Origin of the sequence: Streptomyces griseorubiginosus, from assembly GCF_036345115.1 — a bacterium.
GTDB lineage: Bacteria > Actinomycetota > Actinomycetes > Streptomycetales > Streptomycetaceae > Streptomyces > Streptomyces griseorubiginosus_C.
In genome coordinates this window covers 7,162,740-7,182,049 of record NZ_CP107766.1, presented here as the reverse complement: position 1 = coordinate 7,182,049, position 19,310 = coordinate 7,162,740, and the positions used below count along the sequence as shown (strand labels likewise).

The following is a 19,310-nucleotide window of genomic DNA, read 5'->3' as shown; positions in this document are numbered from 1 at the left end:
CCCGACGGATCCCACGGCCTCCCAACACTCCGGAGGGCCGTCCCGGCCGGGAAGGAGGGCTCAGATCCGCGGGGACCATCCAGACCGGGCGGCCCGAAGACTCCGCCCTACGGCGACGGCCCAGCGGAGTCCGTGGACTCCCACCCTCCGGAGCACCGCCCCGGCCGGGAGACAGGAGCTCAGATCCCCCGGAGAACACCCCTGCCGGGCCCGTCAGCTCCTGGGCTCCTGGGCTCCGTCTCTGCCGGGCCCACACGCTGCGAACCTCCTGGCCCCCTCGCGCACCCGGCCCCACGCGCTCCGAACCTGCCGGCCCCTCCCTGCCAGCCCCGCACTCCGCCCCCAACCCCCCACCCGGCCACGCCCACCCCCCGCTCCCCCGGCCCCCGGCCCCGCTCAGCTCCCCCGAAAACCTCCCCCCGTCTCAAATTCTCGGTGGATCGTCCGGGTCCGGGACCTGGTTGCTCCAGCCGCCGGGGACGGTTCGGCTTTCCTGGGCGCGGAAGCGGACGGGGGCCATGCCGACGCGGCGGGTGAAGAGACGGGAGAAGTAGGCGGGGTCGTCGTAGCCGACGCGGCGGGCGACGGACGCGACGGGGAGTTCGGTGGCGGCGAGGAGTTCCTTGGCGCGGCCGAGCCGGATGCCGAGGAGGTAGTCCTTGGGGCTGCACCCGGCGCCGCGCCGCACCGCGGTGCGCAGCTCGGCGAGGGTCATGCCGTGCCGGGCGGCATGGTCGGCGACGGACATCGCCTTGAAGGCGTCCCGGGCGAGCGCCTTGAGGACGGGGTCGCCGTCGGGGGCGAGGTCGGCGCGGGCGCGGCGCAGGGCCACCAGCAGCTCGTGGACGGCGGCGCCGGTCTCCACCTCCAGCAGGGGGTTGTCGCGGCGGGCGGCCCGCGCGATCCGGGCGATCACCGCGCGGGGACCGGCGGCGTCGGACAGGGGCACGACGGGCCGGTCGGGCTCGATGTACCCGAGTTCGGTGTACGTCGCGGTCGCGGGCCCGGTGAAGCCGACGAACCCCTCGTCCCAGCCGGTCTCCGGGTCCGGCGCGTAGTGGTGCGGGACGCCGGGCGTGAGCCACAGCAGCGCGGGCGCGGTGACCGTGCGGCGCCGCCCGTCGGGGGTCTCGTACCACCCGGTGCCGGTACTGATGACGACGGCGACGTGGCTGTCGAGGGTGCGGGGGCCGACGGTGGGCAGCGGACCGTACTGGAGGCCGACGCCGAGGCAGACGAGGCCGAGGCGGTGGTGGACGGGGCCGGGCGAGAAGAACCGCATCCAGGTGTGGTACATCACCGCGCCTTCCCCACATCGCTTCGCTTCGACAACCATCGCTTCGCTTCGACGACCATCGCTTCGCTTCGACAACCATCGCTTCGGTCCAAGCAGCGCCGATCTTTGTCCATGGACGTGATCGCCGCCAGTCGTGAAGGTGGAGCCTATGAGCGAGTTCTCGACGGGTGAAACCGATTTCCTGCTGGACGGCCGGCCGGTCCGGCTGCTGTCCGGCGCGCTGCACTACTTCCGCGTGCACGAGGCCCAGTGGGGGCACCGGCTGGCGATGCTGCGGGCGATGGGCCTCAACTGCGTGGAGACGTACGTGCCGTGGAACCTCCACGAGCCGCGCCCCGGTGACTTCCGGGACGTCGAGGCGCTGGGCCGTTTCCTGGACGCGGCCCGGCGGGCAGGGCTGTGGGCGATCGTCCGCCCCGGCCCCTACATCTGCGCGGAGTGGGAGAACGGCGGCCTGCCGCACTGGCTCCGGGGGCGGGCGCGCACGAGCGACGAGGTGTACCTGGGCGAGGTGGAGCGCTGGTTCGGGCGGCTGCTGCCGCAGGTCGTGGAGCGGCAGATCGACCGGGGTGGCCCGGTGCTGATGGTCCAGGTGGAGAACGAGTACGGCAGCTACGGCACGGACGTCGACTACCTGCGCCGGCTGGCGGAACTGCTGCGCGCGCAGGGCGTGACCGTTCCCCTGTTCACCTCGGACGGCCCCGAGGACCACATGCTCACCGGCGGCTCGCTCCCCGGTGTCCTCACCACGGTCAACTTCGGCTCGGGCGCCCGCGAGGCCGTCGAGACGCTGCGCCGGTACCGCCCGGACGGTCCGCTGATGTGCATGGAGTTCTGGTGCGGCTGGTTCGACCACTGGGGCGGCGAGCACGTCGTACGGGACGCGGGGGACGCGGCGGCCACGCTGCGGGAGATCCTGGAGCTCGGCGCCTCGGTGAACCTGTACATGGCACACGGCGGCACGAACTTCGCGGGCTGGGCGGGCGCCAACCGGGGCGGGGGCGCGCTGCACGACGGTCCGCTGGAGCCGGACGTGACGTCGTACGACTACGACGCGCCGATCGACGAGTACGGCAGGCCGACGGAGAAGTTCTGGCGCTTCAGGGAGGTGCTCGCCGCCTACGGCCCGGTGGCGGAACTGCCGCCCGCGCCCGAGGTGTTGGGTGCGCCGGACGAGGTGCGCCTCACCGGCTGGGCGGCCCTGTCCGCCGTACTGGAGGAGCGCGGTGGAGCGCCCTTGGAAGGGCCCGTCCCGCCGACCTTCGAGGAGCTGGACGTCGACCGGGGGCTGGTGCGGTACGAGGTGAGCGTGCCGGGGCCGCGGCAGCCGTACCCGCTGATCGCGCGCGGTCTCAGGGATCTCGCGGTGGTGTACGTCGACGGGGAGCGGGCCGGGGTGCTCACCGAGGACGACGTGCAGCTCAAGGAGCCGGTGGCGGGTCCGGCGCGGGTGGAGCTGTGGGTGGAGTCGCTGGGGCGGGTCAACTACGGGCCCAGGAGCGGGGAGGCCAAGGGGATCACGGGGGGCCTGCTGCACGAGCGGCAGTTCCTGCACGGGGTGCGGGCGCGGGGGCTGCGGCTGGACGCGCTGGACTCCGTGTCCGGCATCGGCTTCGGCCCGCCGCCGGGGGACAGCTCCCCCGGCCTGTACCGCGGTGAGCTGAGCGTGCGCGGCGCCGGGGACGCGGTGCTGGAGCTGCCGGGCTGGACCCGGGGGTTCGTCTGGGTCAACGGCTTCAGCCTCGGCCGGTACTGGTCCGTGGGCCCGCAGCGGTCGCTGTACGTGCCCGGTCCGGTGCTGCGGGAGGGCGGCAACGAGGTGTGGGTGCTGGAGCTGGAGGAGGCGCCGGCCGACGGACCCGTACTCCTGCTGCGTGCTCCGGATCCGACCCCCGTGGATCCGCTCACGACCTCGTAGAGTGGTATCGGGTTCAGGGCGTCTTGGGGGTACGGGCGTGACGAACGACGGACCGGTCCAGCACGGCTACCCGCACCTGGAGACGGTGCGGGCGGCGATCACCGCGCTCTACAAGCGGCTCTCCTACGACACCGTGCGGACGTTCGCGACGAGCGTGGCGCCGGTCGACGTGGCGTTCTGCGACACCGACGACCTCTATCTGGGCGCGCAGCGGGTGGCCCGGGAGCTGGTGCGGCACTACCGGCTGCCGGACGCGCGGTTCGTCGTGAGCTTCCGGGAGATGACACACGCGGCGAACGTCGAACTCACCGCCGGGCCGGAGTACTTCGTCGAGCTGAACGACCGGTTCCGCACGCACCGGCGGGACATCGGGGCGGCGCTGGCCCACGAGGTCATGCATGTGTATCTGCACCGGCTGGACCTGTCCTTCCCGGGGGTGCGCGAGAACGAGATCCTCACGGACACGGCGACGACGTACCTGGGGGCGGGGTGGCTGCTCCTGGACGCGTACCGGGAGGACGCGGCGTCGTCCCAGAAGCTGGGTTACCTGACCCCGGAGGAGTTCGGGTACGTCCTGGCGAAGCGCTCCCTGGTGTTCGGCGAGGACCCGTCGGTGTGGTTCACCAGCCCGCAGGCGTACACGGCGTACGGCAAGGGCCTGGCCCTGGCCCGGGAGGACGAGCAGCAGCCCCCGCTGACGGCCGCGGGCTGGGCGGGCCGCCGCCGCTACGCCCGCGACCGCCGGCACGGCGGCCCCGGCCCCCGCCCCGGCGTCCCCTACACCTTCACCCCGGACGGCGTCGGCCGGCTGCGGGTGTCCTTCCCCTGCCCCACCTGCCGCCAGCGGATCCGGGTACCGGTCCGGGGGCGGGTGCGGGCCCGGTGCGCACTGTGCCGGACGGTGCTGGAGTGCGACACGTAGGGCCGCGTCGGGGGCTGATCACGCCGGACCGGGACGACCTCCCCCAGCGGCGGTCTACGTCCGTACGATCCCCGCGGCCCGTGCCGCCACCAGCCACTTCGGGAACTCGCTCACGAGACGGTCGTACAGCCGGCTGTCGGGGACCGTGCGTGGGTCCTCGCCCGCGTGGAAGAACCCGGCGTTGTCCACCGCCCGGCGGTCCGGTACGGGGAGCTCGTCGAGCCTGCGCAGGAAGTCGAACTGCTTGCTGTGCGGGTCGCCGAAGCCGATGAACTGCCAGAACAGGGGCAGCTTCGCCGCCTTGCACAGGTACCGTTCCGCGGCGAGCTTGTTGATCGGGCCGCCGTCGGTCTGGAAGACGACGAGGGCGGGGGCCGTGCTGCCGCTGTCGAGGTAGTGGTCGATGACGGCGTCCATGGCCAGGTGGTAGCTGGTCTTCCCCATGTGCCCCAGGCCGGCCACGATCCGGTCGACGCAGCCCTCGTGGCCGGCGAGTTCGATGTCCGTCACGGCGTCCACGTCGGTGGAGAAGAACACCACGGGCACCCTGCCGTCGTCGTCGAGCTGCGCGGACAGCCCGAGCACCCGGTCGGCGAGGGCCTGCACCGTGCCGTCCTTGTAGTACGGCCGCATGGAGCCCGAGTAGTCGACCACGAGGTAGACCGCGGCCCGCAGCCCCTCCAGCCCGTGCTTCACCAGGGACACCCCGGCGCTCTTGTACAGGTCGACCAGCGCGGGCGCCGTCTCCGCCACCTTGCTGGGACTGATCGCGACCATGACCCCTCCGCTCTCCGCAGTCACCGGCGTTCGATATTTTGTTCGCCGCCGTCCCCACCGGCTCAATGATCACCCCTGTTCACTCCGAGGAGCCGGACGTGGAACCCGAATCCACCCTCACCACCTGCTTTCGCCACCCGAAGGTGGAGTCCCACGTCCGCTGCACCCGCTGCGAGCGGTTCATCTGCCCGGACTGCATGCGGGCGGCGGCCGTCGGCCACCAGTGCCCGGAGTGCGTGCGGGAGGGGGCCCGGTCGGTACGGCAGGCGCGGACCGCGTTCGGCGGGCGGATCACGGCCGTACCGCTGGTGACCTACGTCCTCATCGGCCTCAACGTGCTCGCCTACGTCGGCGAGTTGGTGCGCCCGGCGATCGTGGACCGGTTCGAGATGCTGGGGGCCGGTCTGGTGGGCCCGGACGGCGGCCACTACGTGTGGCAGGCCGCGTACCCGCCCGACTTCCACGTCGAGGGGGTCGTCGACGGCGAGTGGTACCGGCTGCTGACCGGCGCGTTCCTGCATCTGCCGCCCACCGAGGGCACGTTCGGGATCCTGCACATCGTGATGAACATGGTGTCGCTGTGGAACATCGGACGCGTGGTCGAGGCCCAGCTGGGCCGGATCCGGTACCTCGCCCTCTATCTGCTCTCCGCGCTCGGCGGCTCGGTCCTCGTGCTGCTGGCCGCGCCCCACGACCCCACGCTCGGCGCGTCCGGCGCGATCTTCGGGCTCGGGGCGGCCTATTACGTGCTGGCCCGCCGGCTCGGCGCCGACATGGCCCAGGTCAACCGCTTCATGGCGGGCCTGCTGCTGTGGCTGGTGCTCTCCGCGGCCATGACGTCCTGGGAGGGGCACCTCGGCGGGCTGCTCACCGGAGCCGCGGTCACGCTCGCCTACGCGTACGCTCCCCGGGACGGCCGTCGCGCCCTCGTGCAGGCGGGAGCCTGCGCCGCGCTGCTGGTGCTGCTCGTGGTGTGCGCCTGGGCGAAGGCCGCCGAGCTGACGGGAGCCCAGTGAAACGCGCCGGATTGCTGCTCTTCGCCGCCGTCCCCGTGATCGTCACGGCGTCGGTGTACTTCCTCGCGCCCGAGGACGGTGACGCGAGCCGGGCGGGCCCGGATCTCTCCTCCGCCTACCGGGCGCAGGCGGCCGAGGACACCGAGGACGCCCAGGGCGCCAAGGACTGGGCGGAGCAGTCGGGGGGCTCGGCGAGCTACAAGGTCATCGGCGGCCTCCCGCCGGGCCTCGCGGCGCCCGCCGAGAAGGACCTCGCGCAGCAGCTGGTGGCCAGTGCCGAGAACTCCACCCTCGACTGGCGCAGCGCCTACGCCTACATCGAGGACATCGGCGACGGCCAGGGCTACACGGCCGGCATCATCGGCTTCTGCACCGGCACCAACGACCTGCTCACCCTCGTCGAGGGCTACACGAAGGCCCACCCGGACAACGGCCTCGCGCGCTACCTGCCCGCCCTGCGCGCGGTCGACGGCACGGACTCCCACGAGGGCCTGGACCCGGGCTTCACGGCCGCGTGGAAGGCGGAGGCCCAGGTGCCCGCCTTCCGGAAGGCCCAGGACGCGGCGCGCGACCGCGTCTACTTCGACCCCGCGGTCCGCCTCGCCAAGCTCGACGGGCTCGGCGCCCTCGGCCAGTTCGTCTACTACGACGCCATGGTCTTCCACGGCCCGGGCACCGACGCCACCAGCTTCTACGGCCTGCGCGCACGCGCCTTGCGCAAGGCCGCGAGCCCGACCGGGGGCGGCTCCGAGAAGGCCTACCTGAAGGCCTTCCTGGACGTCCGCGAGGACGCCATGCGCACCAAGCACCCCGGCATCGACACCAGCCGCGTCGACACCGCGCAACGGCGGTTCCTGGAGGACGGGAACCTGGGCCTGCGGACTCCGCTGGAGTGGCAGGTGTACGGGGAGACGTTCAAGGTGCCGTAGGAGAGGTGCCGTACGAGAAGGTGCCGTAGGAGAAGGTGCCGTAGCAGCGCATGCGACGGCGCCCGCCTCGGTCCGGTCGGGGACGTGAGGCGGGCGCCGTCAGTGTTCCGTACGCCTTTGTACGGGACGCTGTGTGAGGGACCGTCAGGTCCCCCTGGTGACCGTCAGACCATCAGCGAACGGTCCGTCGGCCGGATCGGCGCCGGCAGCTCGCTCGCGCCCGCCAGGAAGCGGTCGCAGCCGCGGGCGGCCGAGCGGCCCTCCGCGATCGCCCACACGATGAGCGACTGGCCGCGGCCGGCGTCACCGGCGACGAACACGCCCGGCACGTTGGTCTGGAAGTCGGCGTCGCGGGCGATGTTGCCGCGCTCGTCGAGCTCCAGGCCGAACTGCTCGACCAGGCCGTTCTCCCGGTCGGTGCCGGTGAAGCCCATGGCGAGGGTGACCAGCTGGGCGGGGATCTTGCGCTCGGTGCCCGGCTTCGGGGTCAGCTTGCCGTCGATGAACTCGACCTCGGTGAGGTGCAGCCACTGGACATTGCCGTCCTCGTCGCCCTCGAAGTGGGTCGTCGAGACGGAGTAGACCCGCTCGCCGCCCTCCTCGTGCGCGGAGGTGACCTTGTACAGCATGGGGAAGGTCGGCCAGGGCTGGTTCGGGTTCCGCTCCTCGCCCGGCCGGGGCATGATCTCCAGCTGCGTCACCGAGGCCGCGCCCTGGCGGTGGGCGGTGCCCACGCAGTCCGCGCCGGTGTCGCCGCCGCCGATGACGACGACGTGCTTGCCCTCGGCGGAGATCGGGGAGGTGACGTAGTCGCCCTCCTGGACCTTGTTCGCCAGCGGCAGGTACTCCATGGCCTGGTGGATGCCCTTGAGCTCGCGGCCCGGCACCGGCAGGTCACGCGCGGTGGTGGCACCGGCGGCGATCACGACGGCGTCGTACCGCTTCTTCAGGTCGGTCGCCTTGAGGTCGCGGCCGATCTCGATACCGGTACGGAAGCGGGTGCCCTCCGCGCGCATCTGCTCGATACGGCGGTTGATGTGCCGCTTCTCCATCTTGAACTCCGGGATGCCGTACCGGAGGAGGCCTCCGATGCGGTCCGCGCGCTCGTAGACGGCGACGGTGTGACCGGCCCGCGTGAGCTGCTGGGCGGCGGCGAGACCGGCCGGGCCCGAGCCGATCACGGCGACGGTCTTGCCGGACAGGCGCTCGGGGGCCTGCGGCGCGACGTCGCCGCTGTCCCACGCCTTGTCGATGATCGAGACCTCGACGTTCTTGATGGTCACGGCCGGCTGGTTGATGCCGAGCACACACGCCGACTCACAGGGAGCCGGGCACAACCGCCCGGTGAACTCCGGGAAGTTGTTGGTCGCGTGCAGACGCTCCGACGCGGCCGCCCAGTCCTCGCGGTAGGCGTAGTCGTTCCACTCGGGGATGAGGTTCCCGAGCGGACAGCCGTTGTGACAGAACGGAATGCCGCAGTCCATGCAGCGGGACGCCTGCTTCGAGATGATCGGAAGCAGCGAGCCCGGGACGTAGACCTCGTTCCAGTCCTTCAGACGGACGTCGACGGGGCGGGACTTGGCGACCTCGCGGCCGTGGTTCAGGAAGCCCTTCGGGTCAGCCATTGATCGCCGCCTCCATCATCTTCTCGGTGATCTCGGACTCGGAGAGTCCCGCCTGCTCGGCGGCGTCCTTGGCGGCGAGCACTGCCTTGTACGTGCTGGGGATGATCTTGCTGAAGCGGTCCACGGCGGTGTCCCACTCGGCCAGGAGCTTCTCGGCGACCGTGGAGCCGGTCTCCTCCTGGTGGCGGCGCACCACGTCGTGCAGCCACTGCTTGTCGGTGTCGTCGAGCGCCTCGACGGCGTCCACGTTGCCGACGTTGACGTTGTCCTTGTCGAGGTCGATGACGTAGGCGATGCCGCCGGACATGCCGGCCGCGAAGTTGCGGCCCGTCTCGCCGAGGACCACCGCGTGACCGCCGGTCATGTACTCGCAGCCGTGGTCGCCCACGCCCTCCGAGACCACCAGGGCGCCGGAGTTGCGGACGCAGAAGCGCTCACCGGTACGACCGCGCAGGAACAGCTCGCCGCCGGTCGCGCCGTAGGCGATGGTGTTGCCGGCGATCGTGGAGTACTCGGCGAGGTGGTCGGCGCCCCGGTCGGGACGGACGATCACCCGGCCGCCGGAGAGGCCCTTGCCGACGTAGTCGTTGGCGTCGCCCTCCAGGCGCAGCGTGACACCGCGCGGGAGGAAGGCGCCGAAGGACTGGCCGGCGGAGCCGGTGAAGGTGATGTCGATGGTGTCGTCGGGCAGGCCCGCGCCACCGAACTTCTTCGTCACCTCGTGGCCGAGCATGGTGCCGACCGTGCGGTTGATGTTGCGGATCGCGACCTGAGCGCGCACCGGCTGGGCGTCGGTCGCCGAGTCGGCGGCCAGGGCGTCGGCGGCGAGCTTGATGAGCTCGTTGTCGAGCGCCTTCTCCAGGCCGTGGTCCTGCTCGATGACCTGGTGCAGCGCGGCGCCCTCGGGCAGTTCGGGCACGTAGAAGAGCGGGGCCAGGTCCAGGCCCTGCGCCTTCCAGTGGTTGACCGCGCGGGTCACGTCGAGGGTCTCGGCGTGGCCGACGGCCTCCTCGATGGAGCGGAAGCCCAGCTCGGCGAGGATCTCGCGGACCTCTTCGGCGATGAACTTGAAGAAGTTCACGATGTACTCGGCCTTGCCGGTGAACCGGTCGCGCAGGACCGGGTTCTGGGTGGCGATGCCGACCGGGCAGGTGTCCAGGTGGCAGACGCGCATCATGACGCAGCCGGAGACGACGAGCGGCGCGGTCGCGAAACCGAACTCCTCGGCGCCGAGCAGCGCGGCGATGACGACGTCACGGCCGGTCTTGAGCTGGCCGTCGGTCTGGACGACGATCCGGTCGCGCAGACCGTTGAGCAGCAGGGTCTGCTGGGTCTCGGCGAGGCCGAGCTCCCAGGGACCGCCCGCGTGCTTCAGGGAGGTCAGCGGGGAGGCACCCGTACCGCCGTCGTGGCCGGAGATGAGCACGACGTCCGCGTGGGCCTTGGACACACCGGCGGCGACCGTGCCGACGCCGACCTCGGAGACCAGCTTCACGTGAATCCGCGCCTGCGGGTTCGCGTTCTTCAGGTCGTGGATCAGCTGGGCCAGGTCCTCGATGGAGTAGATGTCGTGGTGCGGCGGCGGGGAGATCAGGCCGACACCCGGGGTGGAGTGCCGGGTCTTGGCGACCCACGGGTAGACCTTGTGGCCGGGCAGCTGGCCGCCCTCGCCGGGCTTGGCGCCCTGGGCCATCTTGATCTGGATGTCGTCCGCGTTGACCAGGTACTCGGAGGTCACGCCGAAGCGGCCGGAGGCGACCTGCTTGATGGAGGACCGGCGGGCCGGGTCGTAGAGACGGTCCGGGTCCTCGCCGCCCTCACCGGTGTTGGACTTGCCGCCCAACTGGTTCATGGCGATGGCGAGAGTCTCGTGCGCCTCCTTGGAGATGGAGCCGTACGACATGGCGCCGGTGGAGAAGCGCTTGACGATCTCGGAGACGGGCTCGACCTCGTCGACGGGGATCGAGGGGCGGTCCGACTTGAACCCGAAGAGTCCACGGAGCGTCATCAGCCGCTCGGACTGCTCGTTCACGCGGTCCGTGTACTTCTTGAAGATGTCGTAGCGGTTCGCACGCGTCGAGTGCTGGAGGCGGAAGACCGTCTCCGGGTCGAACAGGTGCGGCTCGCCCTCACGGCGCCACTGGTACTCGCCGCCTATCTCCAGCGCGCGGTGCGCGGGAGCGATGCCGGAGGCGGGGTACGCCTTGGCGTGCCGGGCGGCGACCTCCTTGGCGATGACGTCGATGCCGACGCCGCCGATCTTGGAGGCGGTGCCGCTGAAGTACTTCTCCACGAAGCCCTCTTCGAGACCGACGGCCTCGAAGACCTGGGCGCCGCGGTAGGAGGCGACGGTGGAGATGCCCATCTTCGACATGACCTTGAGGACGCCCTTGCCGAGGGCGTAGATCAGGTTGCGGATGGCCTTCTCGGCCTCGATGTCGGAGAGGAAGGTGCCGGCGCGGACCAGGTCCTCGACGGACTCCATGGCGAGGTACGGGTTCACGGCCGCGGCGCCGAAGCCGATCAGCAGGGCGACGTGGTGGACCTCGCGGACGTCACCGGCCTCGACCAGCAGGCCCACCTGGGTGCGCTGCTTGGTGCGGATGAGGTGGTGGTGGACGGCCGCGGTGAGCAGCAGCGAGGGGATCGGCGCGTGCTCGGCGTCGGAGTGGCGGTCCGACAGGACGATCAGCCGGGCGCCGTTGTCGATGGCCGCGTCGGCTTCGGCGCAGATCTCCTCGATGCGGGCGGCGAGGGCGTCGCCGCCGCCGGAGACCCGGTACAGGCCGGACAGGGTCGCGGCCTTGAAGCCGGGCATGTCGCCGTCGGCGTTGATGTGGATGAGCTTGGCCAGCTCGTCGTTGTCGATCACCGGGAAGGGCAGGGTGACCGTACGGCAGGACGCGGCGCTCGGCTCCAGGAGGTTGCCCTGCGGGCCCAGCGAGGAGCGCAGGGAGGTGACCAGCTCTTCGCGGATCGCGTCCAGCGGCGGGTTGGTGACCTGCGCGAACAGCTGGGTGAAGTAGTCGAAGAGCAGCCGGGGGCGCGAGGAGAGCGCGGCGATCGGCGAGTCGGTGCCCATCGAACCGATCGGCTCGGCACCGGCCTTGGCCATCGGCGCGAGGATGACGCGCAGCTCCTCCTCGGTGTAGCCGAAGGTCTGCTGGCGGCGGGTGACCGAGGCGTGGGTGTGCACGATGTGCTCGCGCTCGGGCAGGTCGGAGAGCTCGATCTCCCCGGCCTCCAGCCACTCGGCGTAGGGCTGTTCGGCGGCGAGGGCGGCCTTGATCTCGTCGTCCTCGATGATGCGGTGCTCGACGGTGTCGACGAGGAACATGCGGCCCGGCTGGAGGCGGCCCTTGCGGACCACCTTGGCGGGGTCGATGTCGAGGACGCCGACCTCGGAGCCGAGGACGACGAGACCGTCGTCGGTGACCCAGTAGCGGCCGGGGCGGAGGCCGTTGCGGTCGAGGACAGCGCCGACCTGCTTGCCGTCGGTGAAGGTGACACAGGCCGGGCCGTCCCAGGGCTCCATCATCGTGGAGTGGAACTCGTAGAACGCGCGGCGGGCGGGCTCCATGGAGTCGTGGTTCTCCCACGCCTCCGGGATCATCATGAGCACGGAGTGCGGCAGCGAACGGCCGCCCAGGTGCAGGAGTTCGAGGACCTCGTCGAAGGACGCCGAGTCGGAGGCGTCCGGCGTACAGATCGGGAAGATCCGCTCCAGGTCCTTGCCCTCGCCTCCGAAGAGGTCGGAGACCAGCTGGGACTCGCGGGCGACCATCCAGTTGCGGTTGCCCTTGACGGTGTTGATCTCACCGTTGTGCGCGACGAACCGGTACGGGTGCGCGAGCGGCCACGACGGGAAGGTGTTCGTGGAGAACCGGGAGTGCACGAGCGCGATCGCGGAGGCGAAGCGGCGGTCGGACAGGTCCGGGAAGAAGGGCTCGAGCTGACCGGTGGTCAGCATGCCCTTGTAGACGATGGTCCGCGCCGACAGCGACGGGAAGTACACGTCGACCTCGCGCTCGGCGCGCTTGCGCAGCACGAAGGCCTTGCGGTCGAGGTCGATACCCTCCGAGGAACCGTCGGTCACGAAGACCTGGCGGAAGGCGGGCATCGTGGAGCGGGCCGTGGCACCCAGCAGCCCGGGGGCGACCGGGACCTCGCGCCAGCCGAGAACCGTCAGGCCCTCGTCCGCGGCGATCGTCTCGATCTTCGAGACGGCGTCCTCGGTGCCCTCCTCGGGCAGGAAGGCGATACCGACCGCGTACGCGCCGGCCGCGGGCAGCTCGAAGCCGGCGACCTCGCGGAAGAAGGCGTCCGGAACCTGGGACAGGATGCCCGCGCCGTCACCCGAGTCGGGCTCGGAGCCGGTGGCACCGCGGTGCTCCAGGTTGCGCAGAACCGTGAGCGCCTGCTCGACCAGCGCATGGCTCGCCTCGCCGGTGAGGGTGGCCACGAAACCGACGCCACAGGCGTCCTTCTCGTTGCGGGGGTCGTACATACCCTGCGCAGCAGGGCGAGCATCCATGAACGACCACTTCTGGCCATTCGTGGAGTGCTGGGACGGCTGGCGCGGCGTACGCATCGGCTCTCCCGTCGTCGTCAATTGGCATATTCAGCTTGCCGAGGGACGACGTTGGCCCTCTGCGTGAGTGCAAAATTTCGTGCAGGTTACATGATGGAGCGGATCTCGGGAACCGGATACTCCGTTCCAACATGCGGACGCCACGCGGTGCGAGGGGGGTACCGCACACGTGGCTTGAAGTATGTGGGGGCCGAGCCGGACTGATCGGTCAGATCCTTGTCCGTCGACCCAGGAGGCGGGGAAGGCGTCGTCGCCGACCCCGCGAGTGCGCCGCAAGCGTCATTGCCCACAGTGCTTACGGCTCATGCCCAGTGGTCATGCAGTCGAAACCAGCGAGTAACGGCTACTTATGCGGCCCAACGCATAAGTAGCAGCCGACCTATCCTACGGCCGTTCCGAACAAACTGCCCAGGGCGTACGTCACACCGGCCGCCGCACCTCCCAGCGCGAGCTGCCGCAGTCCGCTGTACCACCAGGTCCGCGCGGTCACCCTGGCCACGACGGCACCGCACGCGAACAGCCCGAACAGGGCGAGCAGCAGGGCGGGCCAGAGCGCGGTCGCGCCGAGCAGATACGGCAGTACGGGGAGCAGGGCGCCCAGCGCGAAGGAGCCGAAGCTGGAGACGGCGGCGACGAGCGGCGAGGGCAGGTCGCCGGGATCGATGCCCAGCTCCTCGCGGGCGTGGATCTCCAGGGCCTGCTCGGGGTCCTTGGACAGTTGCCGGGCGACCTCGCGCGCCAGCTCCGGCTCGACGCCCCGCCCCTCGTACAGGGCCGCGAGTTCGGCCTCCTCGTCCTGCGGGTGCCGGCGCAGCTCGCGCCGCTCGACGTCCAGCTCGGCCTCGACCAGCTCACGCTGGGAGGCGACGGAGGTGTACTCACCGGCGGCCATCGAGAAGGCACCGGCGGCGAGCCCCGCGAGTCCGGTCAGCACGATGGTGTGCTGACCGACGGCTCCACCGGCGACACCGGTCATCAGGGCGAGGTTGGAGACCAGCCCGTCCATGGCCCCGAAGACGGCGGGCCGGAGCCAGCCGCCGTTGACGTCCCGGTGCGTGTGGTTGTCGCGGTGCGCCTCGTGCAGTGGCGCCTCGATGTCGATGATGGCCATTCCGGTCCCCCAGGGAAGCTAAGCCAAAGCTAACTTTGGACAAGTTCTAATTCTCAACAACGCCCACAGTACGTCGGCGCATTCCCGTCCGCCAGCAAGGAAAGGCTGGGCTAACCTGCGGTTTTACCATCGAGCGCTCATTCGATAGCACGGCTGCACAGATGTCGACCGGGTGACGTTGCGGGCCAGGAGGCTCCGGTCAACCGCCGATGGTGGGACACATCCGCGAAAGGTGTCTCAGCAAAAGGTGTCTCTGTGGAAAGGCCCGCGTATGACATCGATCGCCTGCGTTCCCCCGGTTCCCGCGCCCCAGGGCGCCGCCGAACTCCGCGAGCGGGCCCGCGGCGCCCTGCTGGGCCTGGCGGTCGGGGACGCCCTCGGCGCCCCCGCCGAGAACCTGAAGCCGTCGCAGATCCGGGACCGCTGGGGCCGTATCGAGGGCTTCGTGGCCGAGACCCCGTCGGGCACGGACGACACGGAGTACACGATCTTCTCGGGGCTGCTGCTGGCCCGGCACGGTTCGGCCCTCACCCCCGCCCATGTGGAGGGGGCCTGGCACGAGTGGATCGCGGACCGCGACGAGGGCCCGTTCCGGGGCGCCGGTTTCAGTGAGCGGGGCACGCTGGAGAACCTCCGCCGGGGCCTCGCGGCCCCCATCTCGGCCCAGCACCGGCACGCCTGGAGCGACGGCCTGGCCATGCGCGCGGCACCCTTCGGCGTCTTCGCGGCGGGCCGCCCCGCGGAGGCGGCCCGGCTGGTGGCGATCGACGGCTCGGTGAGCCATGACGGCGAGGGCATCTACGGCGGCCAGGCGGTCGCCGCGGGAGTGGCGGCGGCGATGGCGGGCGCCCCGACGATCGCCGTCGTCGCCTCCGCGCTGGCGGTGATCCCGGACGACAGCTGGACGGCGAGGTCCCTGCGCAGGGCGGTGGCGGTGGCCCACCGGGGCGAGAAGGCGGTCCGCTCCGCGGTGGTGATCGGCGGCTACCCGTGGACCGACCTGGCCCCGGAGGCGGTGGCCCTCGCCTTCGGCGCGTACGCGGCGGCCGACGGCGACTTCCGCGAGGCGGTCCTGACGGCGGTGAACATGGGAAGGGACGCGGACACGACGGCGGCGGTGGCGGGAGCGCTGGCGGGCGCGACGAGGGGGGTGTCGGCGATCCCGGCCGCCTGGGCCACGGCGATCGGCCCGGCGAGAGGCAGCTGCCTCCCGTCGATGGCGGGCCGACACGTACTGGACGTGGCGGACCTGCTGGTACAGAGCACCGGGCCGGAGGCCACCTCATGACACCACCACTCCCCTGGGACGAACCGACGACACTGACGGCACCCACCAACACCCCCGCGGAAGCACCGCCGAACGAAGCCGCGGCCGCCGACGGCGAACTCGCCCCACAAGGGCCACCCGCACCCGAAGACGAAAGCGAAACGGGTGGTGCGGGTGGGAACACAAAAGCCGAAGCCGAGGCGGGCAGAACCGTCGGCCTCCTGCTGGGCCTGGCCGCAGGCGACGCAGCCGGCTGGCCCTCCGCCCGCCACCGAGCCGCCCGCATGCCCGACTGGACCCGCCGCCTGACCCGCGAACTGGACACCTTCGCCGAGCAGAACGCCACCACCACCCTCCCCGTCCCCATCGCCCTCAACCAACCCCCCGAGCCCCTCCGCCTCGGCCCCTCCGACGACGCCGAATGGGCGGCTCTCACCGCGGAAGCCCTCCTCAGAGCAGCCGACGGCACCGCCCTCGGCGACCTCCCCCGGGACCGCCGTACGAGAACCGCGATCGACCTCACCTGGAACGCCCTCGCCGACGAAGTGGCCGCCGCGACGGACAAGGCCCCGGAGATCGAGTCCGCCGAGATCCCCCTGCGCGCCCGCATCTCCGTACGCGCGGGACTCGGCAACCTCGCCACCGGCCTGCGCCCGCCCGCCACCGGCCACGACAACCCCCACTACTTCGACGACGCGGCCTGCGTCCGGGCCTGTGTCCTCGCCGTCGCCCACCCCGGCGCCCCCCGACTCGCCGCGGACCTGGCCGAGTTCGACGCCCGCTACACCCAGGACGGCGACGGAGTGCACGGCGCCCGGGCGATGGCTGCGGCCGTCTCCCTCGCCCTGACCGGCGCGACCGTGGAGACCTGCGTGTCGGCGGCCCTCGCCGAACTCCCCGCGCAGACGGAGATCGGCCGCAACGCCCGCCACGCCCTGCACCTCGCCCAGTCCGCCGACAGCGCCTTCGCCCTGATCCCCGCCCTGGAACACGACATCGTCGACCACGTCTACAGCTACGGCATCGCGGCCGCCGAGACCGTCCCCGTGGCCCTCGCCCTGGCCACCGCCGCGCAGGGCCGGATCGCCGAGGCGATCCCCGCGGCGGCCTGTCTGTCCCGGGTCGCGGACTCCGCCCCGGCCCTGGTCGGCGCCCTGACCGGCGCGCTGGGAGGCAGCGGATCGATCCCCGCCACCTGGCAGGCCGCCTGCCGCACCCTCTCCGGCTGCGCCCTCCCCCGCCTCACCGGCACGGACCTCGTGGAACTCGCCGGACTCCTGGAAGCCGCACAAGCACCCCTCCCAGGAGGATGATTCCGGGCATGACGCCCAAAAACCAAGAAAGCAGCCTTGAGGAACGGATCACCGGAGCCCTCGTGGGCGCGGCGGTGGGCGACGCCCTCGGCGGCCCCGTCGAGGGCTACTCCCCCGAGCAGATCCTCGAGCGCCACGCCGGCCGCGTCCACGGCGTCGTCGGTCCCTGGAACGGCGACGCCTGGCGCACCGCCCGCCCCATCGCGCCGTACCACAAGGGCGACGGCCACGTCACCGACGACACCTTGATGACCCACGCCCTGATCAGGGTCTACGACCGGGTCGGCGACCACCTGGACGCCTACGCGATCGCCGACCACCTCGTCCCCGACCTGATGACGACCCCGCGCTGGATCCCCGAACTGGAGGCGGAGGCCCTCCCCCTGCACCGCCTCTTCCTCGCGGAGAAGTGGCTGGTCACCCGCCTCCACTACGGCCATGCCGATCCCCGGGAGGCGGGCGTCGGCAACATCGTCAACTGCGGTGCGGCGATGTACATGGCCCCGGTCGGCCTGGTCAACGCGGCGGACCCGGCCGCCGCCTACGCCGAGGCCCTGGACATCGCGGGCGCCCACCAGTCGTCGTACGGCAGGGAGGCGGCGGGTGTGTTCGCGGCGGCCGTGGCGGCGGCGAGCACCCCGGGCGCCACCCCCGACTCGGTCGTCGCGGCCTGTCTGTCGCTCGCCAAGGACGGCACCCGCACCGCCGTCGAGAAGGTCTGCGAAGTGGCGTCCCGGCACACGGACTTCGAGTCGGCGCTACGGCCGCTGCGCGCGGCGGTGTCCCCCTACGACACCGTCGGCGACGACTACCGCGCCCCCTCGCTCGGTGCCCGCCGTCCCTCGCGCGTGCACGCGATCGAGGAACTGCCGGTCGCGCTGGCCATGTTGGTCGTGGCCGGCGGCGACTACCGGCACGCGGTCCTCGGCGCGGTGAACTACGGCAGGGACTGCGACTCGATCGCCACGATGGCGGGCGCGCTGGCGGGTGCCCTGGGCGACCCCGTCCCGGACGACTGGGCCAAGACCGTCGCGGAGGCGAGCCGCCTGGACCTCTGGGGGCCGGCGACGACCCTGACAGCCGTCACCCGGCAGATCTTCGAGCAGGACGTACGCCGTCGCCGGGCCCACGAGTCGGCCTTCACCGCGCTCGGAGGCCCGAGATGCTCCGACTGACCTGGGTCCAGCCGGAGGACCTGCTCGGCCACGAACTCCGCCAGGCGCGCCAGGACGGCCGGGAGCCGTCGGCGATCGCGGCGCGGTGGAAGGCGGCCGGTGGCGCGGAGGCGCCGATCCGGGCGGGTGCCTCGGCCGAACCCGCGAGCAGGTACCTGCGGCAGCTCGCGGAGGACCTCCTGGACGAACTGGCGGACCTGCCGAGCAGGTTGGCGGAGGACGAGCCCACCGACCTCGCGGGCATCAGGGCCCGCTGCCCGGCGTGGCCGTCGCCCGCCCCGGCCGCCCTCACCCGGTCCGCGCTGGAAGCCGCCTGGCTGGGGCGGGCCGTCGGCTGCCTCCTCGGCAAGCCGGTGGAGAAGCTTCCCCTGGACGCCATCCGACAACTCGCCAGAGCCACCGGCAACTGGCCCCTGAACTCGTACTTCACCGCGAAGGGCGTCCCCGCGGACCTCCTCGCCGCGCACCCCTGGAACCGCCGCTCGGCCGCCACCTCCCTCGCCGAGAACATCGACGGCATGCCCGAGGACGACGACCTCAACTACCCGTTGCTGAACCTGCTGTTGCTGCAACGCCACGGCCGGGGCTTCAGCACCGCGGACGTGGCGAGGCTCTGGCTCGACGAGCTCCCCGCGGGCCGCACCTTCACCGCGGAACGCCTGGCCTACCGCAACCTCCTGGAGGGCCTGGAACCCCCGCGGACCGCCCGCCACCGCAACCCCTTCCGCGAATGGATCGGCGCCCTGATCCGCGCCGACGTCCATGGCTGGACCAACCCCGGCGACCCGGCCGCGGCCGCCGCACAGGCCCACCGGGACGCCACCCTCACCCACACCGCGAACGGCGTCTACGCGGCGATGTTCACGGCGGCGGTGATCGCGCAGGCGGCGGCGACCCCGGACGTCCACGCCTGTCTGAGCACCGGACTCACCGTGATCCCCCCGGCCTCCCGCCTGGCCGGGGCGATCACCCACGCGATCGGGCTGGCCCGGCGGCACGACGACTTCGACACGGTCGTGGACGAACTCCACGCCACCCACGCCGGGACCCACCACTGGGTCCACGCGATCCCCAACACCGCCCTCGTCGCCGCCGCCCTCACCCACGCGCACGGCGACTTCACCGGCTCCGTGTCCCGGGCGGTGGGCGGCGGCTGGGACACCGACTCCAACGGCGCCACGACCGGCAGCATCGCCGCCCTGCTGACCGGCTCCCCCGAACGCCTCCCCGACCACTGGACCGCCCCCCTCAAGAACCGGCTGGCCACCTCCGTCGCCGACTTCAACGGGGTCGGCTTCGACACCCTGGCCCACCTCACCCACCGGGAGGCTGCTCGCCCATGACCGACATCGTCCACCGGGAGGCTGCT

13 protein-coding genes are annotated in these 19,310 nt (G+C 71.8%); 8 read left to right on the top strand and 5 right to left on the bottom strand.

Going from position 1 to position 19,310, the window contains the following annotated elements; all coding sequences use genetic code 11:
• Positions 1-424 precede the first annotated feature (424 nt).
• Positions 425-1,297, bottom strand: a complete 873-nt coding sequence (locus OHN19_RS32405) for an AraC family transcriptional regulator (RefSeq protein ID WP_330267600.1) — start codon at positions 1,295-1,297, stop codon at positions 425-427.
• A gap of 148 nt (positions 1,298-1,445) precedes the next feature.
• Here OHN19_RS32405 and OHN19_RS32400 point away from each other — a divergent pair, with 148 nt between their 5' ends.
• Positions 1,446-3,215: a beta-galactosidase family protein gene (locus tag OHN19_RS32400; protein WP_330267599.1), complete on the top strand. Its 1,770-nt coding sequence runs from the start codon at positions 1,446-1,448 to the stop codon at positions 3,213-3,215.
• A gap of 37 nt (positions 3,216-3,252) precedes the next feature.
• On the top strand, positions 3,253-4,137 hold the full coding sequence (locus tag OHN19_RS32395; protein ID WP_330267598.1) for a hypothetical protein: 885 nt from the start codon (positions 3,253-3,255) through the stop codon (positions 4,135-4,137).
• A gap of 54 nt (positions 4,138-4,191) precedes the next feature.
• Here the strand turns inward: OHN19_RS32395 and OHN19_RS32390 are convergent, their stop codons facing one another.
• Entirely contained in the window at positions 4,192-4,914 is a 723-nt protein-coding gene (locus tag OHN19_RS32390) for a VWA domain-containing protein (RefSeq protein ID WP_330267597.1), read from the bottom strand.
• 98 nt (positions 4,915-5,012) lie between these two features.
• Here OHN19_RS32390 and OHN19_RS32385 point away from each other — a divergent pair, with 98 nt between their 5' ends.
• Positions 5,013-5,930 carry a rhomboid family intramembrane serine protease gene (locus OHN19_RS32385; protein WP_330267596.1) on the top strand — a complete coding sequence of 306 codons (918 nt, stop codon included), beginning with the start codon at positions 5,013-5,015 and terminating at the stop codon, positions 5,928-5,930.
• Complete coding sequence (locus OHN19_RS32380; protein WP_330267595.1) at positions 5,927-6,859, top strand: chitosanase; 933 nt, start codon at positions 5,927-5,929, stop codon at positions 6,857-6,859. Before OHN19_RS32385 ends, OHN19_RS32380 begins: the two co-directional genes overlap by 4 nt.
• A gap of 164 nt (positions 6,860-7,023) precedes the next feature.
• On the opposite strand, the gene OHN19_RS32375 is transcribed toward OHN19_RS32380, so the two are convergent.
• The 3 genes from OHN19_RS32375 to OHN19_RS32365 form a co-directional block, all read right to left on the bottom strand.
• Positions 7,024-8,484: a glutamate synthase subunit beta gene (locus OHN19_RS32375; protein WP_330267594.1), complete on the bottom strand. Its 1,461-nt coding sequence runs from the start codon at positions 8,482-8,484 to the stop codon at positions 7,024-7,026.
• A complete protein-coding gene (gene gltB, locus OHN19_RS32370; protein WP_330267593.1) occupies positions 8,477-13,075 on the bottom strand; it encodes a glutamate synthase large subunit in 4,599 nt (1,532 codons plus the stop codon). The genes OHN19_RS32375 and gltB overlap by 8 nt, the downstream gene beginning before the upstream one ends.
• A gap of 379 nt (positions 13,076-13,454) precedes the next feature.
• Entirely contained in the window at positions 13,455-14,186 is a 732-nt protein-coding gene (locus OHN19_RS32365; protein WP_330267592.1) for a VIT1/CCC1 transporter family protein, read from the bottom strand.
• Between the two features lie 271 nt (positions 14,187-14,457).
• Here OHN19_RS32365 and OHN19_RS32360 point away from each other — a divergent pair, with 271 nt between their 5' ends.
• The 4 genes from OHN19_RS32360 to OHN19_RS32345 are packed head-to-tail and all read left to right on the top strand — an operon-like array spanning position 14,458 to position 19,284.
• The gene (locus tag OHN19_RS32360; protein WP_330267591.1) at positions 14,458-15,474 is read left to right on the top strand and encodes an ADP-ribosylglycohydrolase family protein; all 1,017 of its coding nucleotides are present in this window, start codon (positions 14,458-14,460) and stop codon (positions 15,472-15,474) included.
• Positions 15,471-16,766, top strand: a complete 1,296-nt coding sequence (locus OHN19_RS32355) for an ADP-ribosylglycohydrolase family protein (RefSeq protein WP_330267590.1) — start codon at positions 15,471-15,473, stop codon at positions 16,764-16,766. Before OHN19_RS32360 ends, OHN19_RS32355 begins: the two co-directional genes overlap by 4 nt.
• A gap of 8 nt (positions 16,767-16,774) precedes the next feature.
• The gene (locus OHN19_RS32350) at positions 16,775-17,941 is read left to right on the top strand and encodes an ADP-ribosylglycohydrolase family protein (RefSeq protein ID WP_330267589.1); all 1,167 of its coding nucleotides are present in this window, start codon (positions 16,775-16,777) and stop codon (positions 17,939-17,941) included.
• A complete protein-coding gene (locus OHN19_RS32345; RefSeq protein ID WP_330267588.1) occupies positions 17,929-19,284 on the top strand; it encodes an ADP-ribosylglycohydrolase family protein in 1,356 nt (451 codons plus the stop codon). Before OHN19_RS32350 ends, OHN19_RS32345 begins: the two co-directional genes overlap by 13 nt.
• Positions 19,285-19,310: the final 26 nt, after the last annotated feature.